Below are 22,414 nucleotides of genomic sequence, written 5' to 3'. Positions count from 1 at the left end.
CGTGCCCATCGTTCCTGTCGCCCAGCCCTCGCCGTCCGCGAATTCCGGTATCAGCGGAAAGCTGAGTGTCCGGGGTGCGCGCGTCCACAACTTGAAGAACGTCGACCTCGACATCCCGCGCGATTCGCTCGTCGTCTTCACCGGTCTGTCGGGCTCGGGAAAGTCGAGCCTCGCGTTCGACACCATCTTCGCCGAGGGTCAGCGCCGTTACGTCGAGTCGCTCAGTGCCTACGCGCGTCAGTTCCTCGGGCAGGTCGACCGACCCGACGTCGACTTCATCGAGGGGCTGAGCCCCGCGGTCTCGATCGACCAGAAGTCGACCAACCGCAATCCCCGCTCGACGGTGGGGACGATCACCGAGATCCACGATTACATGCGTTTGCTCTGGGCGCGCGTCGGCGTACCCCATTGCCCCGACTGCGGTGCGCGCATTCAGCGACAGACGGTCCAGCAGATCGCCGACCAGCTCATGGAGCTCCCCGAGCGGACGCGCTACCAGATCGTCGCTCCCGTGGTCACCCAGAAGAAGGGGGAGTTCGTCGACCTCTTCAAAGAGCTCAGTGCCAAGGGCTACGCTCGCGCGGTCGTCGACGGCGAGCTCGTGCAGCTGGCGGAGCCGCCGACACTGAAGAAGAGCTATAAGCACGACATCGCGGTCGTGGTCGACCGACTCGTGGCATCCGGAGACAACCTCAGTCGAGTGACCGACTCCGTCGAGACGGCGATGGGGCTCGCCGGCGGCATCATGCAGGTCAACTACGTCGACGAAGAAGGCGACGACGCCTGGCAGTCCTTCTCCGAGAAGCTGGCGTGCCCGAACGGGCACCCTCTGCAGCTCACCGAGATCGAACCGCGCACCTTCTCGTTCAACGCGCCCTTCGGTGCGTGCCCGGTCTGCTCGGGCCTGGGTACTCGCATGTCCGTCGACGTCGACCTCATGCTCGGAGACGAAGAGCTCTCGATCCGCGACGGCGCGATCCTGCCCTGGACGACCCAGGGCAAGGGGCTCTTCCAGTACTACGAGCGCCTTCTCGAGGGCCTCGCGCGCGACCTGGAGTTCTCGCTCGACACCCCGTGGAAGGACCTCTCTCACGATGTGCAGCAGGCGGTGCTCCGCGGTGAGAACTACAAGGTCACCGTCAAGTGGAAGAACCGCTACGGCCGCGAGATGCGGTACTCGTCGGGGTTCGAGGGCGTCGTGCCCTACATCGAGCGGCAGTACCTCCAGGCAGAGTCCGACACTCAGCGCCAGCGGTGGTCGGAGTATCTCCGCGAGGTTCCGTGTGCGGTCTGCGACGGTGACCGTCTGAAGCCCGAGGTGCTCGCGGTGCTCGTCGACGGCACGTCGATCGCGGCGGCCTCGCGCATGAGCCTCGCCGACGCCCGCGAATTCTTCTCGCAGCTGACGCTCACCGACCGCGAGGCGACAATCGCCGCGGCCGTGCTGCGCGAGATCCGCGCGCGACTCGACTTCCTGCTGCAGGTGGGTCTGAACTACCTGAGCCTCGGCCGCGCGGCCGGCACCCTGTCGGGCGGCGAGGCGCAGCGCATCCGCCTCGCGACGCAGATCGGCTCGGGCCTGACCGGCGTGCTCTATGTGCTCGACGAGCCCTCGATCGGCCTGCACCAGCGCGACAACCGCCGCCTCATCCAGACGCTCGAGACGCTGCGCGACCTCGGCAACACCCTCATCGTCGTGGAGCACGACGAAGAGACGATCCACGCGGCCGATTGGGTCGTCGACATCGGACCCCGCGCCGGCGTCGATGGAGGCAACGTCGTGCACTCCGGCCCCCTCTCCGGCCTGCTGACCGACGAGAACTCGCTCACGGGCGCCTATCTCTCCGGCCGCCGCTCGATCGAGGCACCGAAGAAGCGTCGCAAGATCGACAAGAAACGTCAGGTCACGGTCGTCGGCGCGCGCGAGAACAACCTGCAGAACGTCACGGCCGACTTCCCGCTGGGCGTCCTGACGGCGGTGACCGGCGTCAGCGGTTCTGGCAAGTCGACGCTGGTGAACGGCATCCTGTACGAAGTCCTCGCGTCCAAGCTGAACGGGGCGCGACGCGTGCCCGGTAAGCACACGCGCGTGACCGGTCTCGACAACCTCGACAAGGTCGTGCACGTCGACCAGGCCCCGATCGGCCGCACTCCGCGCTCGAACCCGGCGACCTACACCGGAGTGTTCGATCGCATCCGCAGCCTCTTCGCCGAGACCCCCGAGGCGAAGGTGCGCGGCTACCAGGCCGGTCGGTTCAGCTTCAACGTCAAGGGCGGGCGCTGCGAGGCGTGCTCGGGTGACGGCACGCTGAAGATCGAGATGAACTTCCTTCCCGACGTGTACGTCGACTGCGAGGTGTGCCACGGCAAGCGCTACAACCGCGACACGCTCTCGGTGCACTACAAGGGCAAGAACATCGCCGAGGTGCTCGAGATGCCGATCTCGGAGGCCGCGGAGTTCTTCGAGCCCATCCAGGCGATCCACCGATACCTCAAGACCCTCGTCGACGTCGGTCTCGGGTACGTACGCCTGGGTCAGTCGGCGACGACGCTGTCGGGGGGCGAGGCGCAGCGCGTCAAGCTCGCTACCGAGCTGCAGCGCCGCAGCAACGGCCGTTCGATCTATGTTCTCGACGAGCCCACCACGGGTCTGCACTTCGAGGATGTCTCGCTGCTGCTCAAGGTGCTGAACGGTCTCGTCGACAAGGGCAACACCGTCATCGTGATCGAGCACAACCTCGACGTCATCAAGAGCTCCGACTGGGTCATCGACCTCGGGCCCGAAGGTGGCGCCGGCGGCGGCACGATCGTGGCCACCGGAACGCCCGAGCAGGTCGCGAAGGTCGAGGGCAGCCACACCGGCTCTTTCCTGGCGGAGCTTCTCGAGACCGGCCGGACCGGCGCGCAGCGCAACATCGCTGCGGTCGAGAGCGGCGACGCCGAGCGAGAGCTCGTGAGCGCGGCGGGCTGAGCGTGGCACCACGAGAACGGGTATCGCACCTCTCGTATCGTCCCAAAGCCGGCGAGATCCCCACAAACCCGGGGGTCTACCGGTTCCGGGATGCCGAGGGGCGCGTGCTGTACGTCGGCAAAGCCAAGAACCTCCGCGCCCGCCTGTCGAACTATTTCGCTCCGCTTCATTCCCTGCACGAGCGCACGCGGCGCATGGTGACGACGGCGGCGAGCGTCGAATGGACGGTCGTTCCGAGCGACATCGACTCCCTGCAGTTGGAGTTCATGTGGATCAAGGAGTTCGATCCGCCCTTCAACGTCCGCTACCGCGACGACAAGTCGTATCCGTACATGGCGATCACCCTCGCCGACGAGGCCCCGCGCGTCATCGTCACGCGCAACCCCAAGATCCGAGGAGCCAAATACTTCGGGCCGTACCCGAAGGTGTGGGCGGTGCACGACACGATCGACCTGATGATCAAGGTCTTCCCGATCCGCACGTGCAGCGATTCCTCGTACAAGAAGGCGATGGCATCCGGTCGGCCCTGCTTCCCGGGCCAGATCGGCCGGTGCGGCGGGCCGTGCTCGATGAAGGTGACGATCGAGGAGCACCGTGCCGTCGTGAACGATTTCATCGCCTTCATGTCCGGCGGTGACCAGCGCTTCACGCGCGAGCTCACCGCCCGCATGAAAGAGGCGTCCGCCGCGATGGATTACGAGTCGGCGGCCCACTACCGAGACCGCCTGCAGGCCATCGACGCGGTGCTCGGCAAGAGCGCGTTGGTGCTCGCTTCGGACACGGATGCCGATCTCTTCGGAATCGCGGAGGACGAACTCGCCGCCACCGTCCAGCACTTCGTCGTCCGGGGTGGGCGTGTGCGCGGCGTGCGGGCGACGACCATCGAGAAAGAGATCGACATCTCCGGCGCCGACCTCGTCGATCAGGTGCTCCAGCGCACCTACGGCGATGCCGACGCGAGCGACATCCCGCGGCAGGTGCTCGTCCCCGAGCTTCCCGACGACGCCGAACAGCTCGAGGATTGGCTGCGCGAACGCCGCGGCCGCCCGGTGACCCTGCAGGTCGCCCAGCGCGGCCGGAAGGCCGACCTGCTGAAGACCGCGACGCTCAACGCGCAGCAGGCCCTGATGCTTCACAAGACCCGCCGCACCAGCGACTACGTCGCGCGGTCGCAGGCCCTCACCGACCTTCAAGAGGCGCTCGGAATGACCGAGGCGCCGCTCCGCATCGAGTGCTTCGACATCTCGCACCTCTCGGGCACCAACGTCGTGGCATCCATGGTGGTCTTCGAAGACGGTCTTCCTCGCAAGGACCAGTACCGTTCCTTCGGGGTCGCCGAGACGACGGACGACACCGACTCGATGTACCAGGTGCTCAGCCGGCGACTCGCCTACCTCGATCGTCCCGACGAGATCGAGCCCGAGACGGTCGACGGCGCGATCGTGGCCGACCCCGACTCCGAAGAGGCGACCGCGGACGGCGAGGTTGTGACCGCGCGAAAGCGCCCTCGCTTCGCCTACCGCCCGCAACTGCTCGTGGTCGACGGTGGTCAGCCGCAGGTCGCGGCGGCGGCGCGTGCTCTCGCCGACGCGGGTCACGAAGAGATCGCGCTGTGCGGCATCGCCAAGCGCCTCGAAGAGGTCTGGCTGCCGGGGGAGGAGTATCCGGTCATCCTTCCCCGCACGTCCGAGGCGCTGTATCTGCTGCAGCGCCTGCGCGACGAGGCCCACCGATTCGCGATCGTCCACCAACGCAAGCGCCGCAAGCGCGACATCACGAGTGTGCTGGCAGAGGTGCCGGGTCTCGGAGACGCCCGTATCAAGGCGCTCCTGCGGCACTTCGGCTCGGTATCAGCGCTCAAGAACGCCACGCCCGACGAGATCACGGCCCTCCCCGGCATCGGCCCGACGCTGGCCGAGGCCATCCACACGCATCTGGCTCGGTAGGCTGGGACCACACGACGGGAGGCGATCGCCCATGGAACCGGCACGCGATGACGAGCCAGGAGAGGTGCTCATCGTCACGGGCATGTCGGGTGCCGGGCGATCCACGGTCGCCAACGCCCTCGAGGACCTCGATTGGTACGTCGTCGACAACCTCCCGCCCCGCATGCTGCGCCCTCTGCTCGAGCTCACCGAGCTCGCCGGGGGTGCGGTTCCACGGGTGGCGGTTGTCGTCGACGTGCGCGGCCGATCGCTCTTCGGCGACCTGCCCGAGGCGATGCGAACCCTGCAGGCGAACCGGCAGCTACGGGTGGTGTTCCTGGATGCCAGTGACGCAGTGCTCGTGAGACGCTTCGAGGCCGTGCGCCGACCGCATCCCCTGCAGGACGACGGAACGATCCTCGACGGGATCCGTCGCGAGCGGGAGCGTCTCGCGCCCGTGCGCGAGGCGGCCGACGTGGTGATCGACACCTCGGCGTTGAACGTCCACCAGCTGTCCCTGCGGACGGTCTCTCTCTTCGGCGAAGAGGGTGCCGCGCGGCACACCGTCACGCTCATGAGCTTCGGCTTCAAGTACGGCCTCCCGCCCGACGTCGACCTCGTCGCGGACATGCGATTCCTGCCGAACCCGTTCTGGAATGACGAGCTGCGCGCCCTCACCGGCGAGGATCCTCGCGTGCGGGAATACGTGCTGGCGCAGGAGGGCGCGTCGGAGTTCCTCGACGCGTACGCGACGGCGCTGCGCCCCGTGATGGAGGGGTATCAGCGCGAGAACAAGCGGCATTCCGTCGTGGCAGTGGGCTGCACGGGCGGCAAGCACCGCTCCGTCGTGATGGCCCGTGAGTTGGCTGCACGTCTGTCCGATGTGCCCGGGGTGGCCGTCCGCGTGGCTCACCGCGACCTCGGTCGCGAGTAGGCTGTACCGTCGTCCCCGCCGCCCCCACCCGAGGAGAACCGTGCCGCTGACCGCCGACGTGAAGGCCGAACTCATCACCGTTCGCGACCCGCGCCCGACCGCGCGCGTCGCCGAACTGACGGCCCTCCTGCGCTTCTCCGGTGGTCTGCACTCCATCGCCAACCGCGTTGCGGTGGAGGCCGAGCTCGACTCCGACATCCTGGCGCGTCGTGTGGCACGTGACCTCATGGAGCTCTACGGCGTGCGCCCCGAGCTGCACCACGTGCAGGGCTCCGGAGGGCGAGCGGGCGGTCTCTACGCCGTGCGCGTGATCGAGGCCGGCGAGACCCTCGCCCGTCAGACCGGGCTGCTCGATCAGCGCCGCCGCCCCGTCCGCGGCCTGCCCAACAAGCTCACCACCGGTTCGCGTCCCGACCTCAGCGCCATCTGGCGCGGGGCGTTCCTGGCCGCGGGTTCGCTCAGCGACCCGGGTCGCTCGGCGGCGCTCGAGATCTCGTGCCCCTCCTCGGAGGCGGCCATGGCTCTCGTCGGGGCCGGCCACCGGATCGGAATCCCCGCCAAGGCCCGCGAGGTGCGCGGGGTCCCGCGCGTCGTCGTGCGCGACGGCGAGGCGATCCGCGGAGCACTGTACGAGATGGGCGCCCGCCGCACCGCGGGGGAGTGGGATCAGATGCGCCAGCGTCGCGAGGTGCGCGCCGGCGTCAATCGGCTCGTCAACTTCGACGACGCCAACCTCCGCCGCTCGGCGCAGGCGGCCGTCGCCGCGTGCGCCCGTGTCGAGCGCGCGCTCGAGATCCTCGGCGACGAGGTGCCCGCGCACCTCCAGCAGGCGGGCGAACTTCGCCTCGCCCACCGCGACGCGAGCCTCGACGAGCTCGGACACCACGCCGACCCGCCCCTCACCAAGGACGCCGTCGCCGGCCGCATCCGTCGCCTACTCGCGATGGCCGACAAGAAGGCCGAGGTCGACGGCATCCCCGGTACCGAAGCCGCCGTGCCGGTGGGCGCCGAGGACTGAGCGCGGCAAGGGCCGGCGAGGCCCGCGGACGCCGACCGGCTTCGACCTGAGTGTCCCGGATGCCGGGAGCCCTGGCATCCCGAGTGGTCGCCGATCTCGAGACTTCTCACGACCCGAGCTCCGTCTCCCCGACGCGCCCGGGCGTCTAATGTGCGTCATCGGGGGAAGCAACCCCGGTGCGCCGTGGTTACCCCTCAGTAGGATGAAATCGTCACCCTCGCTGCTCGGTTCCTCGGCACGTCGTTACGACGCAGAGGTCTCGGCGGCGCCCGATTCGGAAGTTGAGATCATGGCGAAGTACACGCTGCCCGAACTGCCCTACGACTACTCTGCGCTGGAGCCGCACATCAGTGCGACCATCATGGAGCTGCACCACAGCAAGCACCACCAGACCTACGTCAACGGCGCCAACACCACTCTCGACCTCCTCGCCGAAGCGCGCGAGAAGGGCGATTTCGCCAACATCAACCGCTTGCAGAAGGACCTCGCGTTCAACCTCGGCGGCCACACGAACCACTCCATCTTCTGGACGAACCTGTCGCCCAACGGGGGGGACAAGCCCACCGGCGACCTCGAGTCCGCGATCGACGACCAGTTCGGTTCGTTCGACGCGTTCCGCGCACAGTTCACCGCTGCGGCGCTCGGTGTGCAGGGCTCGGGCTGGGCGGGTCTGTTCTGGGACTCGATCGGTGAGAACCTCGTCATCCAGCAGTTCTTCGATCAGCAGGGACAGATCGTCGCGGGGACCGTTCCGATCCTCCTGCTCGACGTCTGGGAGCACGCCTACTACCTCGACTACAAGAACGTCCGCGCGGACTACGTGAAGGCCTTCTGGAACATCGCCAACTGGGACGACGCTCAGAAGCGCTTCGCGGCCGCCCGGGAGAAGACCTCGGGTCTGCTGGTACTGTCGTAAACGGTGTGGCGTCCCGGCGGGACACCCCGCCGGGACGCCGTTGTCCGCCAGCGAACATCGCAATCACGCGCTTCTCGCGCACAACTGATTCAGGAGATATTCCGTGACCGTCAAGATCGGAATCAACGGCTTCGGCCGTATCGGACGCAACTACCTTCGTGCGGCTCTCGCGCAGGGTGCCGACCTCGAAATCGTGGCGGTGAACGACCTCACCGACAACAAGTCGCTGGCGCACCTCCTCAAGTACGACTCCGTCGGCGGCGTGCTGACCGAGGACGTCTCGTACACCGCAGACTCCATCACGGTCGGCGACAAGACCATCAAGGTCTTCGAAGAGCGCGACCCGGCCAACCTCCCCTGGGGTGAGCTCGGCGTCGACATCGTCATCGAGTCCACCGGCCGCTTCACCAAGGCCGAAGACGCCAAGAAGCACATCACCGGCGGCGCCAAGAAGGTTCTCATCTCGGCTCCCGCCACAGGCGACGACGCGACCATCGTCATGGGCGTCAACGAAGAGACCTACAACCCCGAGACCGACGTCATCATCTCGAACGCGTCGTGCACCACGAACTGCCTGGCGCCCCTCGCCCAGGTGTTCAACGAGGCCTTCGGTATCGAGCGTGGTTTCATGATGACCGCCCACGCCTACACGGCCGACCAGAACCTGCAGGACGGCCCGCACAGCGACCTTCGTCGCGCGCGCGGCGCGGCGATCAACATCGTCCCCGCCTCGACCGGTGCCGCCAAGGCCATCGGCCTGGTGCTGCCCGAGCTGAACGGCAAGCTCAGCGGCTCGTCGTACCGCGTTCCGGTTCCCACCGGCTCGATCGTCGACCTCACGATCGTCACGCCCACCGAGGGTCTGACCGTCGACCAGGTCAACGAGGTCTACAAGAAGGCCGCTGCCGAGGGTCGCCTCAACGGCATCCTGCAGTACACCGAAGACCCGATCGTCTCGAGCGACATCCAGGGCAACCCGCACTCCTCGATCTTCGACGCGGAGCTGACCAACGTCAGCGGCAACCTCGTCAAGGTCTCGTCGTGGTACGACAACGAGTGGGGCTACTCCAACCGTCTCGTCGACCTGACCGAGTACGTCGCCGAGCGCCTGTAACCCTTCATGGCTCTGCGCACCCTCGATTCGCTGGGGTCGCTGGCCGGCACGCGCGTCATCGTCCGTTGTGATCTCAACGTTCCTCTCAAGGACGGGATCATCACGGACGATGGCCGCGTGCGCGCGTCGCTGCCGACCCTCAACGCACTGATCAACGCCGGCGCGCGTGTGGTCGTGTGCTCGCACCTGGGCCGCCCCGAGGGGGCGCCCGATCCGAAGTACTCGCTCGAGCCGGTCGCGCAGCGCCTGTCCGAGCTGCTCGGCCAGCCGGTCGCGTTCGCCCGCGACACGGTGGGCGAGTCCGCTCACGATGCCGTCTCCTCGCTGGAGAACGGTGAGGTCGCCGTCATCGAGAACCTCCGCTTCAACGCGGGGGAGACCTCCAAGGACGAGTCCGAGCGTCAGGCATTCGCGCGGGAACTCGCCGGCCTGGGCGACGCCCTCGTGTCGGACGGGTTCGGCGTGGTGCACCGCAAGCAGGCGAGCGTCTACGACCTCGCCCAGATCGTGCCGTCCGTCGCGGGCCTTCTCATCCAGAAGGAACTCGAGGTCCTCGACCGTCTGACGGAGAACCCGGAGCGCCCCTACACGGTCGTGCTCGGCGGCTCGAAAGTCAGCGACAAGCTCGGTGTCATCGAGCACCTGCTCCCTCGCGTCGACAGGCTGCTCGTCGGCGGCGGCATGATGTTCACCTTCCTCGTCGCCGAGGGCCACCAGGTCGGCTCGAGCCTGCTCGAGAAGGACCAGATCGACACCGTGAAGGGCTACCTCGCCACGGCGAAGGAGCGCGGGGTCGAAATCGTCCTCCCCGTCGACGCGGTCGTCGCGGCGTCGTTCTCGGCCGATGCCGAACACGTGGTCGCGGACGCCGATGCGCTCGAGGAGACCCCTTTCGGCGCTTCGGGGCTCGGTCTCGACATCGGTCCCCGTACCGCGGAGATCTTCGCAGACGCCATCCGCGGCTCGCGCACGGTCTTCTGGAACGGCCCCATGGGTGTGTTCGAGATGAAGGCGTTCGAGGCCGGCACCAAGACCGTCGCCCAGGCGCTCACCGAGGTCGACGGCCTCAGCGTCGTCGGCGGCGGTGACTCCGCCGCGGCCGTGCGTCAGCTCGGTTTCGCGGACGACGCCTTCGGCCACATCTCCACGGGTGGCGGCGCGAGCCTGGAATTCCTCGAAGGCAAGAAGCTTCCCGGACTGGAGGTCCTCGGATGGCAGTGAACAGAACCCCACTCATCGCCGGCAACTGGAAGATGAACCTCGACCACCTGCAGGCGGTCGCGTTCGTCCAGAAGCTGCACTGGACGCTGAAGGAAGCAAAGCACGAGGCCGGAAGCGTCGAGGTCGCGGTCTTCCCGCCGTTCACCGATCTGCGCACCGTGCAGACGCTGCTCGACGCCGACAAGATCGATTTCGCCCTCGGCGGTCAGGACCTGTCGGCCCATGATTCGGGTGCGTACACCGGCGAGATCTCCGGTCAGTTCCTGGCCAAGCTCGACGCGAAGTACGTCATCATCGGGCACTCGGAGCGTCGTCAGTTCCACAACGAGACCGACGAGGTCGTCGCAGCGAAGACCCAGGCGGCACTACGCCACGGTCTCGCGCCGGTCATCTGCGTCGGCGAGACCTCGGAGGACCTCGAGAAGTTCGGCGCCAGCGCCGTTCCCGTCGGTCAGCTCGAGGTCGCCCTCGAGGGCGTTGCGGCGGATGCCGACATCGTCGTCGCCTACGAGCCTGTGTGGGCCATCGGCTCGGGTCAGGCGGCAACGCCCGACCAGGCCCAGGAGGTCTGTGCCAAGCTCCGCGCGGTCGTCGCCGACAAGCTCGGTGCCGATGCGGCTGCTCGCACGCGCGTTCTCTACGGCGGTTCGGTGAAGTCGGGCAACATTGCTGGCTTCATGCGCGAGCCCGATGTGGACGGCGCCCTGGTGGGTGGCGCGAGCCTCGTCGTCGACGAGTTCGCGGCTATCGTCCGCTTCCAGAAGCACGTCGGCGTCTGACGCCGACGAGATGCCCGCGGCGCTTCGCCGCGGGCATCCGTGCGTCCGGGACGCCTCCCCGTATACTTGACGCTTGTGCGGTCGACCTGATCGCTACGAAAGGCTTTGGACTGTGCAGATTCTCGAGTTCGTCCTGCAGGTGCTTCTGGGTATCACCAGCCTCCTGCTGACCCTGCTCATCCTGCTTCACAAGGGACGCGGTGGCGGTCTGTCCGACATGTTCGGCGGCGGAATGAGCTCCGCCCTCGGGTCGTCTGGTCTCGCCGAGCGCAACCTCAACCGTTTCACGATCGTGCTCGCGCTGGTGTGGTTCGTCACCATCGTCGGTCTCGGTCTGCTGACCAAGTTCGCGGAGATCTGACATGGCGACCGGAGGCAACGCCATCCGTGGTTCGCGCGTCGGCGCGGGCCCCATGGGCGAGCAGGACCACGGCTTCCACGCCGATCGTGTCGCCGTGTCGTATTGGGACGCACTCGGCAACGAGACCGTGCGCTACTTCGCGGCGGGTATCCCCGACGACGAGATCCCCGAGACGATCGATTCCCCGCACTCCGGCCTTCCGGCCGGACGTGACAAGGCGAACCCGCCGGCCCTGGCCAAAGCGGAACCGTACAAGACCCACCTCGCGTACGTGAAGGAGCGCCGCAGCGACGAAGAAGCCGCTTCGCTCCTCGACGACGCCCTGCAGCAGTTGCGCGAGCGCCGCGGGCAGTAAGCCCGCGTCGACGACTTTTCGCAGAGGGCCGGATGCCATGGCATCCGGCCCTCTGCGCTGTGTGCGCCGCGGGCGGTGGACGGGCGTCAGCGGACGGGCGAGTCGGTGACGAGACGGGTCCAGGGCCCGGGTGGGACGTCGGCGTCGTCGACGAAGGCCCAGTCGACGCGGTCGTCGTCGCCGTTGAGATCGGCGAAGCCCAGGCAGCCGTTCAGAGCGGGCGACACGTCGAGTCCCGCGCCGTTGTATCGGGAGTTGGCGGGGCGGCGGTCGTCGGAGCCGAAGACGTACGCGGCGTCGCGGTACTCGCCGGGGCCGGCGTCCTCGATCTGCCCATAACAGACGCGTCCGCCCTTGTGCAGGACGACCCAGCGGTTCTTCATGAGGCTCGACGAGGGATCGTCGACGAGGGAGGAGTACGCGGGGTCCTTCGCCCACGGAACGACCTCGCCGCGGGTGGCGAAGCCCTCGGCGTCGTTGACGTCGTCGAAGGGGAGGTCCAGGTAGAAGGGGTTCTCCCGGGGCGTCATGGCGGTGGGGAAGTACCCCGTCTCGGCGGTGCGCTCCTCCGTTCGGCACTCGGCTCCGTCGTCGATCCCGTCGCATCCGCCGTAGGAGCCCAGCCAGTCGGAGTCGTAGGTCGAGAGACGTTGGCTGCCGTCGGAGGTGTTCGGATCGAACACCTCTCCGATCCAGAACGTCGTCGCGACGATGTCGGTGTGCCAGGGGTAGCCGGTGTCGGGGCGCGGAACCGCGGGCGGGGCGCACGCCGACAGGCCGGCGGCGGCGACCACCACGAGGGTGATCGCCGCCGCCGGCCGTGGCATCCGCGTCATCCGGTGACGTCGCTCTCGGTGGGGTGGACCTTCTCCACCGGACCCTGTGGAGGAGTCGCGGTCATCGGCGCGAACGAGGGGGCTGTCACGGTGGCCGGGGCCAGGGACGGAGCGCCGGCGCTGTCGTAGAGCTGCAGATCGTCGGTGCGGAGGGTGCCGTTGCCGAAGATCGTCAGCGCGAAGCTGATGCCCGTGTAGCCGGCCGGGATCGCCGAGGTCGTCCAATCGGCCTGCGTCCAGTCCGTCGCCGAAGCGAACCAGGGGCTGGAGGTCCAGTACGACCACGAGCCGCTCGTGGATCGGAGGTACACGGCGAACTGCGTCACCCCGCTCGCTTGGTACCACTCCCGCAACGTGTACGTCTTTCCGGGCGTCACAGTGGGGGAGCACTGACCGAGATCGAACTGCGGGAGGAGCTTGGCGTCTCCGTCGACGTCGTTCGACATCACGATGCCGCTGGCGATATTGCCGGTGTGCGCGGGAGACCCCGTGCTGAAGACGGGGGAGTTGTTGCCGTACCCGCCCCTCATCCAGCAGTCGGGGGCGCCGGTCTCCATGCTCGGATTGACGATGCCGTTGGTCGACCCCGTCACCGCGGGCACGGAGGGGCCGTCGACCACGGGCTTGGCAGCCCCGCCGATGACGTCACCGACGGTCTTGACCACGGTGCCGGCCGACTGGCGCGTCTTCAACCACGACGTGAACTGGGTGAACAGCGAGGTGGTCACCGCCAGATCGCTGCAGGCGTTGTCGCAGATGTCATGGAAGGTGTACGGGACCCACCCTCCGCCGTTCTTCTCGGCGTTGGTGACCCCGGCCTTCAGGTCGTCGAGCGTCCAGGTCGCGTCGACCTGGTCGAGGGCCTTCAGTGCGTACTTCGCGGCGGGACGCGTGGACTCCGCGTAGGCGCAGTCCGGGCAGCCGAAGCGACTGCGGATGTCTCCCAGGAGGCGTCCGCTGTTGTACCCGCACGTGGCGACCGCCTTCTCGACGGCTGCCGTGCTCGAGGCGAAGGGATAGGCGAAGCTGCGCACCGTGAAACCCCAGGAGGTGAGGCTCTTCCGGTCGGTGCAGATCTGCCGGGTGGCCTCGTCGACGCTCACCTGCGCGAGATCGGGATGGTTGACGGTGTGCCCGCCGATCTCGTGCCCCGCGTTCTTCAGGGTGGTCAGATCGGACCGCGTCATGTGCCCCGCGGCGCCGATGAATCCGGAGTTGATGTAGAACGTCCCCTTCATCCCGTTCGCCTGGAGCGCGGGGAGGGCGTTCAGTTGATCGGAATTGGCGTCGTCGAAGGTAAGGCTGACGATCGTCGTGGTCGCGGCCTGCGCCGGGGCCGCGGGAGCGGAGGCGATGAGCCCGCTCGCGCCCACGGCGACGGCGACGAGGACCGCCAGGGCTCGGCCTCGCCGACGCCCGGGGGCGACGTGTCGGTGGATCATGGGGGCGTCCTTTCGGATGGGGAGGGTCCGTCGGCGGACCCGGGAGGTGTCGGAACCGCGCCCGGAGGCGCCGGTGACAGCGAGGCCGGTCATGCGACGGTCACCGACTTGGCGAGATTGCGGGGCTTGTCGACGTCGCGACGCAGACGCAGAGCGAGTTCGCGCGCGAACATCTGCAACGGGACGACAGTTTCGAGCGGTCCCCACGAGGGGCCGGTACGCGGCAGGTGCAGCGGCAGGCCGCCGACGGTGAGCACGCGCTCGCCCACGCGCAGCACCCGGCCGCCACGTGCGTGGATCTCGGCCACGTCGACCTCGAGCCGCGGGTCGCCGTTGTCGACGACGAACACAGGGGTGCCGGCATCCACCAGGGCGAGGGGACCGTGCTTGAGTTCTCCGGCCGGCTGGTGCTCGGTCCAGCGGTACGACAGTTCTTTCAGCTTCAGCGCGCCCTCGGCCGCGTAGACGAGACCGGAACCGCGGCCGAGGAAGAGGAAGCCGGGGGAGGTGACGAACTCCGTCGCGAGCTCTGCGGCGCGGCCGCGCCACGCGTCGAGGGCGGCGGCGAGCGCATCGGGGGTCGCGGCGAGGGCGCGCAGGTCGCCGTCGATCGCCAGCCCGTCGGCCCGCGCCGACGCCGACAGGCCCGAGAGTGCGAGGCACGCGCCCGTGAGCACCTGTGCGATGAAGGTCTTCGTCGCGGCCACCCCGATTTCCGGTCCGGCGAGGCAGTCGAGCACGGCGTCGGCCCGCCGGGCGAGCGTCGATGAGGGATTATTGGTCAGGGCCAGCAGCGTCCGATCCCGCTCGGGGAGGCCGTCCAGCGCGCGCAGGACGTCGGCGGTCTCGCCGGACTGGCTGAGGGCGATCACCAGGGTGCGCGGCTCCCAGACCTCGTGCGCCGCCTCGCTGGCGACGAGGGTGCGCGTGGGCAGCCCGCCCAGGCGGGAGAAGACCCCGGCCACGGCCCGACCGGCGTGCAGGGACGTGCCGCACCCGAGGATCGTCACACGGTCGATCTCGTCGAGCGGGGGTAGGCCCGCCCCGCCCCAGAGCCGTCCGTCGGCGATGCCGGGGGTGAACACGTCGAGCACGCGTCGGGCCACGGCCGGCTGCTCGTCGATCTCGTTGCCCATGTGGTCGCGGTGGCGTCCCGTGCTGGCGAGGAAGGCCGTCTGGGGCACGGGCCAGAGGCCGCGCGGACGACAGCTGCCGCCGGGGCGGTGCCAGCGCATGCCCTCGGCGTCGACCTCGACGATGTCGTCGTCCTCGAGCACGCGGAACGTCTCGACCACCGGCGTCACCGCGCCCACGTCGCTGGCGAAGTACACGCCCTCCTCGCCCTCGGCGAAGATGAGGGGCGAGCCGTGCGCGGTGGCCGCGAGGGTCCCCGAGCGCGCGTCGAGGGCGACGATCGCCCACGACCCCGCGAGGCGCGTGGCGGCGTCGGCGAGGGCGTCGCCGAGACCCGTCCCCGGGCGAAGCGCCTTCTCGAGCAGGTGCACGATGACCTCGGTGTCGACCTCGGTGGCGAACCGGTGTCCGTCGGCGACGAGGCCCGCTCGCAGCACGTCGGCGTTCTCGATGATGCCGTTGTGCACCACGAAGAGCCGTCCGCTGCAGTCCTCGAGCGGGTGGGCGTTGCGTTCGTTCACCTCACCGTGGGTGGCCCAGCGGGTGTGGCCGATCGCCGCGGTCGTGGCATCCATCCCCGACTCGTCCGAACGCACAGCGTCGGTGAGGGATGCCACGCCGTCGAGGGTCCGCACGTGCAGGGTCGTCCCGTCGAGATTGCGGGCGGCGATGCCGGCGGAGTCGTAGCCCCGGTACTCGAGGCGCTCGAGGGCGCACCGAGCGCGCGAGGCGGCGGCCGAGGTCCCGCGGTACGCGGTGATGCCGCACATCAGAGGACCCCGCGGAAGGAGCCCGCGCCGGCGAGCGGCATGGTGTCGGAGCCGTAGCGTTCGCGCGAGAGCAGATCCGCGGCGACGCGCATGATGGTCGAGGTCAGCGAGGTGTGCGGCTCGTAGCCCACGAGGTCGTGCGCCTTGGTGTTGTCGGGCACGCGGCGACGCATGTCCTCGAACCCCGGGGCGTAGGCCTGCTCGTAGGGGACGAGCTCGACCGTACTACGGCTGTCGAGGGTGCGGATGATCTCGCTCGCGAGATCGCGGATCGAGATCTCGCGCGCACCGCCCAGGTTGTAGGCCTGGCCGCGAGCCCGTGGGTCGCGTTCGATGAGCACCATCGCGGGGACCACGTCTTCGACCGCCGAGAAACAGCGGGTCTGCTCCCCGTCGCCGAAGACCGTGAGCGGCTGGCCGCGCAGAGCCTGCCCCACCAGGTTGGGCAGCACCATGCCGTAACGGCCGGTCTGGCGGGGTCCGACGGTGTTGAACAGGCGCACGATCGAGACGTCGAGACCCTCCTGGTCGCAGTACGCCTTGGCGAACGCCTCGTCGATGCCCTTCGCGCCGGCGTAGGTCCACCGCGAGAGGAGGGGGTCGCCGAGCACGCGGTCGGAGTCCTCGCGCAGGCGGTCGGCGGTGTTCTTGCCGTACACCTCGCTCGTGGACACCATCAACACCGACGCCTGGTGCTCGATGGCCGCGGTCAGCACGTTCTCGGTGCCGTGGATGTTGATGCGCAGGCCCCGCAGGGGCTGTTCGACGATGAGCTTCACCCCGACGGCCGCGGCCAAGTGGAAGACGCGGTCGCAGCCTTGCATCGCCGAGCCCACCGTCTTGGTGTTGAGGATCGAGCCGTGGATCATCTCGAGGCGCGGGTTGCCGGCGACGCCCGCGAGGTTGCGCGCGGAGCCGGTCGAGAGGTCGTCGAGAACGACCACCTCGTCGCCGAGGTTCAGCAGGTGCTCCACGAGGTGGCTGCCGACGAAGCCGGCACCGCCGGTGACCAGCGTGCGCGTGGGGGCGCTCGCGGCTCCCGGGTAGATCGGAACGCCGCTCACAGCAGCACCCGCCCGGCGATGTCGGTGCTGCGGTACGTGCCGTCGACGACCACGGACTCGCCGTCGAGCCAGTCGAGGTCGCTGTCGTGGTGGCGCGTGTGGACGAGGACGACGTCGGGGTGGAAGGCCCCCGGATTGGTGAGCGAATCGCGTTCGCGCCCGGAATCCAGCTGGATGTGCGGCGCATGCGTGTCGACGTACTGTACCTCTGCGCCGGCGTCGATGAGGAGATCGATGATCTCGAGGGCGGGGGATTCCCGCAGATCGGCGACGTCGGGCTTGTAGGTGACGCCGACGACGAGCACGCGGGCGCCGAGAGTTCCCTTTCCCGCGCGACCGAGCACGTCGCGGATGCGGTCGACCACGCGGAGGGGCCGGGCGGCGATCCGGGTCATCGCCTCGGTGATCACCCCGGCGTCGACGTGGAGGGCCTTCAGCTGCCACAGCAGGTAGTGCGGGTCGCACGGGATGCAGTGACCCCCGACCCCCGGGCCGGGGTAGAACGCCATGAAGCCGTAGGGCTTCGTGCTGGCCGCCTCGATGACCTCGGTGACCGGCACGTCGAGCGCGCCGCAGATGTCGGCGAACTCGTTGGCCAAGGCGATGTTGACTGCGCGGAACGTGTTCTCGAGCAGCTTGGTCATCTCGGCCGTGGCCAGGCTCGACACCCGGTGCACACGGGCGGCGTAACGTGCGAGGAGCCGCGCGCCCTCTTCCTCGCACTGAGCGGTGGCACCGCCGACGACGCGGGGGACGACCTCTTGGGCGAAGCCCACGTTGCCGGGGTCGATGCGCTCGGCGCTGAAAGCCACGAACACGTCGCGGCCGATCTGCATCCCGCGCTCGCGCAGGGGTTCCTCGACGAGGTCGTGGGTGCATCCCACGTATGTCGTCGAGGTGAGCATGACGAGCTGCCCGGGCCGGGCGGCGGCGACGACGGTGGCGCACGCCGCCCGGAGTGCGGTCAGGTCCGGGACCTGCTGGTGATCGACGGGGGTGGGCACGCACACGACGACCGCAGCGGCGCGGCTCAGCTCGGCGGTGTCGCTGGTGAGGCGGAACCCGGATGGTGCGTGCAGGGCCGCCTCCAGGCGTTCCCGGTCGGATTCGATGAGGTCGGCGCCCCGCGCGGCGATGGTGCGCAGGCGCCGCGGCGAGACATCGAGGGCGAGGACCCGGGATCCGCTGGCGTGGTAGGCCAGTGCCGTCGGGAGTCCCACGTAGCCGAGCCCTAGGATCGCGACGTCGAAGTCGAACGTCCGCGTCGGGGCGGGGATCGGGGGCAGCGGCGTGGCGAGCACGTCGGCGCGGACATCGAGAGTGGACATGGTCATCCTCCAGGGCAGGGTCCGAGGGGACGGCGGGGGAACTGCAGCGCCCCCTCGGACGATTCGGGTGGTCCAGCAGCGGCTGATCGGGTGTCGACGCTGACCCGGGTTCACACTGCGGCGCGACTCCGGCGGGGGTCAAGGACGCCGGCCCGATCATGCGGGTTGCCGCCGACCGCATCGCGGAGTGCGGGAAACCGCACGGCGGTATGCGGGGAGCGTGCGGTCGCTCGGGTCCTCGCGCGGCGTAGCGTCGGTCTGAAGCCCTCGACCCGAAGAGGAGGGATGCCATGACGCCTGCCGTCGTCGTCCTCGTCGCCGTCTGCACGATCGGTGTCTCCACCCTGGTGTGGGGCGTCGCGGCCATCTGCCGGCTGTTCGTCGAAGCGCGCGAGGAGCACGGGCTCCTGGTTCCGTCGATGTACTACCGCCCCGACGAGGTCGCGGTGTTGATCGCGGCGCACAACGAGGAGCTCGTGATCGCCGACGCCGTCGCCGCTGCTCGTCGCCTCGTGCCCGCACGGAACGTCTTCGTGGTGTCCGACGGCTCGCGCGACGCGACGGTGGAGCGGGCACGAGCGGGGGGAGCCACGGCGTGGGACCTCACGCCCAACCGGGGTAAGGCAGGAGCCATCCGTGCGGGGCTCGAGCGCTTCGGCATCCCCTCGCGGTTTCCGCTCCTTCTGCTGCTCGACGCCGACTCGCGCCCGCGTCCCGACTACCTGCGCACGGCGCTGCCGCTGTTCACCGACGACGGGGTGGTCGCCGTCGCCGGCCGGGCGACGACCGCCGCGGATGCACCGACCACCGGCATGGGACGATTCCTCACCGCGTACCGCGAGCGCACCTACGTCTGCACGCAGTACCTCCATAAGTTCGGCCAGGCGGCGCGGGGAGCGGACGCCGTGGCGATCGTGCCGGGATTCGCGAGCCTGTACCGCACCGACGTGCTCGACCGCATCGACATCGACGCCCCGGGACTGTCGATCGAGGATTTCAACATGACGTTCGAGGTGCACGCAAAGAGGCTGGGGCGGATCGCGTTCCACCCCGAGTGCGCGATCGCCGAGACGCAGGACCCTGCGGTGTTCCGCGATTACACGGCGCAGGTGCGGCGTTGGAGCCTGGGGTTCTGGCAGACGGTGCGTCGGCACGGTGTGCGTCCCGGGTTGTTCTGGGCGGCGGTCAGCGTGTTCGCTCTCGAGACGGCGGTGTCGAGCCTGGTGCTGGCGGCCATCCTCCCGGTGATCGTCGCCGCCGCTGCGGCCGCGCTCCTCGGCCCGGTGCTCCCGGGCACGGCGGGCGAGGTGACGGGGGCGGTATCGGCGGCGCTGCCGGTGGGGCCGATCGTCCTCGGTTTCTTCGTGGTGGATGCCGTGATGACCGCGTTCGCGTGCGCGATCTCGCGGGCGCGACCGCGGATCTGGATGCTGCTGTTCCCCCTCATGAGGGTCTGGGATGCGGTGCTGTGCCTGCGCGCGCTCGGGGCCGCCCTGGGGCGCCCCTCGGATGGTCGATGGAGGAGCCCCGATCGACGAGCGGTGGCTCCCGCGCTGCAGCCCGCCGCCTGAGCAGAGGCGGGGCGATGCCCCCCGGGTCAGCTCGCGGCGTTGTGGAGCCGGGCGATCAGCTGGGCGCGCGAGGTGACCCCGATCTTGCGGTAGATCCCGGTGAGCCGCAGCTCGACGGTGCGGAGCGAGAGGAACAGGGATGCCGCGATCTCGCGGTTGCGCAGGCCCTTCTCCACCAGGGCCACCACGTCGCGCTCCTGGGGGGTGAGGGTGCGGTCGTGCGTCTCGGCGCGGGGGAGGCGCCGCAGGACGATCCGCTCCTCGCCGGCGCCGCAGCGCTCGCGCGCCCGGGCGAGACGTCGACGCTCGGACGGGGCGTCGTCGGTGCGGTAGACGGCCTCCGCTGTGCGGAAGGCGCGAGCGGCGTCGCGATCGGACGCGCACACCGCTCGGGATCGCGCCAGCGCGAGGGTCGTCCACCGGCGCGGAGAGCGGAGTGCGGCCTGCTCGAAACCGCGGAGTTCGTGTTCGGCCTCTGCGTGTCGACCACTCAGCCAGAGAGCCTCGATGAGGTCCGCGTCGACGCGGAGGAGAGCCGGATCCTCCGCCTCGATGCCCTCTCGCGCCGCGCGCATGGTCGACACGGCGTCGTCGTACCGTCCCTCGTTGAGGGCGAGTCCGCCTTCGATGACCGCGAACCACGGCAGCAGGGTGGGCGTGCCCTCGCGGCGGCACAGCTCGCGTCCCTGGCGAACCAGGTCGCCCGCTTGCGCGTCGAGGGGGTCCAGAGCGGCCGCCGAGGCGAGCACGAGGATCGTCGCGACGTCGGTGGTCCGCCCGTCGACCCATTCGCGCCGCCAAGCGGCGACGGCCTCGCGCGCTCCGAGGGGGTCGCCTCCGCGCACCTCGGCGGTGACGAGCAGGCAGAGCAGGTGATCTCGCCAGAGGGGGGCCACGCGGGGAGTGCCGTCGAGCAGCCAACGGATCCGGCGACGCGCCGCCGCGTACTCCTCGCGCAGGATGGCGACGCTCAGTTCGAGCACTGCCTGCTCGATCGGGACCTCGACGTCGGGCTGCAGCGCGGCGACACCGGTATCGACGGTGACCTCGGTGAGGGTGTCGGATCCGAGCTCGTCGAGCAGGCGCACCAGGACAGCGGTCTCGGCTGCGGCGACCCCGTGCTCGATCGCCGCCTCGACGAGGAGGCGGGCGCGCCCGACCTCCCCGTGCCAGAGATGTAGGAGAGCGCTCTCGCACAAGACGTGCTCGGCGGTGCGCCCGTCGTCGGCATCCACGGCGACGGCGAGGGCGGTCTCGTCGACCACGTGCTCGATCGCCGCGGTCGCACGCAGACGCGCGAGGGCCGCCCGCGCGCGAAGGGTCGGCTCGGCCGCACGTCCGGCGCGGCGCAGGTAGTGACGTCCCTGCACGTCGTGGCCCTGCAGCACCAGGGCATCGCCGAGGTCGACGAGGTGTCGACAGCGGACATCGTCGGCGAGGTCGCCGGCCATCGCCCGCTCGGCGAACTCGATCGCGCCCAGGTGATCCCCGCCGCTGGCGAGGTCGACGGCCGCGCGCAGGAGCGGTTCGCGGTCGGCATCCGGCGCCCCGAAGCTCGTGTGCCACAGGAAGGTCGCGGGATGCGTCTCTTCGTGCGCGGCGGCGGCCTGCGCGTGCAGCCGGCGACGCTCGTCGGCCGACAGCGATGCGTGGTGACGCAGGCGACGGGCGGGATCGGCGATGCGTGCGAACTCGCCGTGCACCGCGACGAGACCGTCGTCGATGAGCGCGTCCAGGTCGACGCTTTGCTCCTGCGCGATCAGCGTCAGTCGGTCGAAACTGAAAACCGGTCCCACCGACAGCAGGTCGAGGAGCGAGGCCACGCGCGGGTCGCCGGCCAGCCGCCCGTCGCGCCGACGGCGCGCCCTGTCGTCGGTCACCCGCAGGGGCAGGGGGAGGGGGTCGTCGCCCACGGCCTCGCGCGGGGTCAGACGCACGCGGACGATGCTGCCGGGATCGCCGCCGGTGAACTCCGCCACCGTGTACAGGACGGCCTGAGCGGTTCCGGGGCCGAGGACCGACCGGGCGAGGTCGACCGACTCGTCGAACGACAGTCGCTGCACGCGCGTGTGCAGCATGCCCGTGAAGTCGTGGCGATCACCGCCGCTGTCGGCGGTGGCGATGACCGTGAGCCCGGTTCCTCGCAAGCGGCTGAAGACGAACGACAGCACCGTGACGCTCCCGCTGTCCATCTCGTCCAGGTCGTCGATGACGAGGACGGCGGGTTCGTCGTGGACGAGGTGCAGGGTGCGACTGATCTCTTCGGCGAGGAGGTGCTCGGGCCAGTCGCGTCCGCGGGCGAGGAGTCGGTCGATCGCCGCCCCGCGCGCTCCGCCCAGTGCCGCCGCCGTGGCGGACAGCCCCGAGTAGGGCCACATGCGCTCACTCGGGCTCGCCGACACGACGACGGTGTCGTGTCGTGCGGCGATCTGACGCGCCCAGCGCGTCTTGCCGATCCCCGGCTCTCCGACGAACAGGCAGGCAGACCCGCTTCGTGCGTCGATGGTGTTCTCTGCGACGTGCGTCTCTCGGTCACGACCGAAAAATGGCATCCGAACGCTCCTTAGTGCGTCGGCCGTTCGTCGTGGATCGATCAGTGCTGATCGTGCCTCGTCGAACGGACCAGGATGCCCCCCACGCACAGGGTAGATCCGGAGAGCGCGGAAGACAATGGG

General features: G+C 69.3%; 17 protein-coding genes. 11 read left to right on the top strand and 6 right to left on the bottom strand.

Annotation, left to right across the window (positions count from 1 at the left end; translation table 11 throughout):
* The first annotated feature begins 1 nt into the window (after window position 1).
* From uvrA to MTE01_RS14810, 10 genes are all read left to right on the top strand, one after another.
* Complete coding sequence (gene uvrA / locus MTE01_RS14855) at window positions 2-2,971, top strand: excinuclease ABC subunit UvrA (RefSeq protein WP_174799707.1); 2,970 nt, start codon at window positions 2-4, stop codon at window positions 2,969-2,971.
* A gap of 2 nt (window positions 2,972-2,973) precedes the next feature.
* Window positions 2,974-4,917 (top strand): excinuclease ABC subunit UvrC, encoded by a 1,944-nt coding sequence (uvrC, locus tag MTE01_RS14850; protein ID WP_103209867.1) that lies wholly within the window; start codon window positions 2,974-2,976, stop codon window positions 4,915-4,917.
* A gap of 31 nt (window positions 4,918-4,948) precedes the next feature.
* Window positions 4,949-5,830: an RNase adapter RapZ gene (gene rapZ, locus MTE01_RS14845; RefSeq protein ID WP_103209864.1), complete on the top strand. Its 882-nt coding sequence runs from the start codon at window positions 4,949-4,951 to the stop codon at window positions 5,828-5,830.
* A 40-nt stretch (window positions 5,831-5,870) separates the two neighbouring features.
* On the top strand, window positions 5,871-6,848 hold the full coding sequence (gene whiA, locus MTE01_RS14840) for a DNA-binding protein WhiA (RefSeq protein ID WP_141378219.1): 978 nt from the start codon (window positions 5,871-5,873) through the stop codon (window positions 6,846-6,848).
* Between the two features lie 289 nt (window positions 6,849-7,137).
* On the top strand, window positions 7,138-7,764 hold the full coding sequence (locus MTE01_RS14835) for a superoxide dismutase (RefSeq protein ID WP_103210019.1): 627 nt from the start codon (window positions 7,138-7,140) through the stop codon (window positions 7,762-7,764).
* A 103-nt stretch (window positions 7,765-7,867) separates the two neighbouring features.
* Window positions 7,868-8,878 (top strand): type I glyceraldehyde-3-phosphate dehydrogenase, encoded by a 1,011-nt coding sequence (gene gap, locus MTE01_RS14830; RefSeq protein ID WP_094734144.1) that lies wholly within the window; start codon window positions 7,868-7,870, stop codon window positions 8,876-8,878.
* Between the two features lie 6 nt (window positions 8,879-8,884).
* Complete coding sequence (locus MTE01_RS14825; protein ID WP_141378218.1) at window positions 8,885-10,099, top strand: phosphoglycerate kinase; 1,215 nt, start codon at window positions 8,885-8,887, stop codon at window positions 10,097-10,099.
* On the top strand, window positions 10,090-10,878 hold the full coding sequence (gene tpiA / locus MTE01_RS14820) for a triose-phosphate isomerase (RefSeq protein WP_103209856.1): 789 nt from the start codon (window positions 10,090-10,092) through the stop codon (window positions 10,876-10,878). The genes MTE01_RS14825 and tpiA overlap by 10 nt, the downstream gene beginning before the upstream one ends.
* Window positions 10,879-10,990: 112 nt before the next feature.
* Window positions 10,991-11,239, top strand: coding sequence for a preprotein translocase subunit SecG (secG, locus tag MTE01_RS14815; protein ID WP_056232190.1), 249 nt, complete (start codon window positions 10,991-10,993; stop codon window positions 11,237-11,239).
* Between the two features lies 1 nt (window position 11,240).
* On the top strand, window positions 11,241-11,594 hold the full coding sequence (locus tag MTE01_RS14810; protein ID WP_055955187.1) for an RNA polymerase-binding protein RbpA: 354 nt from the start codon (window positions 11,241-11,243) through the stop codon (window positions 11,592-11,594).
* An 86-nt stretch (window positions 11,595-11,680) separates the two neighbouring features.
* On the opposite strand, the gene MTE01_RS14805 is transcribed toward MTE01_RS14810, so the two are convergent.
* From MTE01_RS14805 to MTE01_RS14785, 5 genes are all read right to left on the bottom strand, one after another.
* Window positions 11,681-12,421 carry a hypothetical protein gene (locus MTE01_RS14805; RefSeq protein WP_246078322.1) on the bottom strand — a complete coding sequence of 247 codons (741 nt, stop codon included), beginning with the start codon at window positions 12,419-12,421 and terminating at the stop codon, window positions 11,681-11,683.
* A gap of 5 nt (window positions 12,422-12,426) precedes the next feature.
* Window positions 12,427-13,872, bottom strand: coding sequence for a polysaccharide deacetylase family protein (locus MTE01_RS14800; protein ID WP_170210720.1), 1,446 nt, complete (start codon window positions 13,870-13,872; stop codon window positions 12,427-12,429).
* A gap of 89 nt (window positions 13,873-13,961) precedes the next feature.
* On the bottom strand, window positions 13,962-15,776 hold the full coding sequence (gene glmS / locus MTE01_RS14795; RefSeq protein WP_141378215.1) for a glutamine--fructose-6-phosphate transaminase (isomerizing): 1,815 nt from the start codon (window positions 15,774-15,776) through the stop codon (window positions 13,962-13,964).
* Window positions 15,776-16,840, bottom strand: a complete 1,065-nt coding sequence (locus MTE01_RS14790; protein ID WP_246078321.1) for an NAD-dependent epimerase/dehydratase family protein — start codon at window positions 16,838-16,840, stop codon at window positions 15,776-15,778. The genes glmS and MTE01_RS14790 overlap by 1 nt, the downstream gene beginning before the upstream one ends.
* Window positions 16,837-18,168: a nucleotide sugar dehydrogenase gene (locus tag MTE01_RS14785; protein WP_141378214.1), complete on the bottom strand. Its 1,332-nt coding sequence runs from the start codon at window positions 18,166-18,168 to the stop codon at window positions 16,837-16,839. Before MTE01_RS14785 ends, MTE01_RS14790 begins: the two co-directional genes overlap by 4 nt.
* Window positions 18,169-18,458: 290 nt before the next feature.
* Between MTE01_RS14785 and MTE01_RS14780 the strand changes: the two genes are divergently transcribed.
* Window positions 18,459-19,739 carry a glycosyltransferase family 2 protein gene (locus MTE01_RS14780; RefSeq protein WP_141378213.1) on the top strand — a complete coding sequence of 427 codons (1,281 nt, stop codon included), beginning with the start codon at window positions 18,459-18,461 and terminating at the stop codon, window positions 19,737-19,739.
* A 26-nt stretch (window positions 19,740-19,765) separates the two neighbouring features.
* On the opposite strand, the gene MTE01_RS14775 is transcribed toward MTE01_RS14780, so the two are convergent.
* On the bottom strand, window positions 19,766-22,291 hold the full coding sequence (locus tag MTE01_RS14775) for a helix-turn-helix transcriptional regulator (RefSeq protein WP_141378212.1): 2,526 nt from the start codon (window positions 22,289-22,291) through the stop codon (window positions 19,766-19,768).
* Window positions 22,292-22,414: the final 123 nt, after the last annotated feature.

The organism is Microbacterium testaceum, from assembly GCF_006539145.1.
GTDB classification, from domain to species: domain Bacteria; phylum Actinomycetota; class Actinomycetes; order Actinomycetales; family Microbacteriaceae; genus Microbacterium; species Microbacterium testaceum.
The sequence above is the reverse complement of the archived record's forward strand: the minus strand, read 5'-3'. Positions and strand labels throughout refer to the sequence as shown.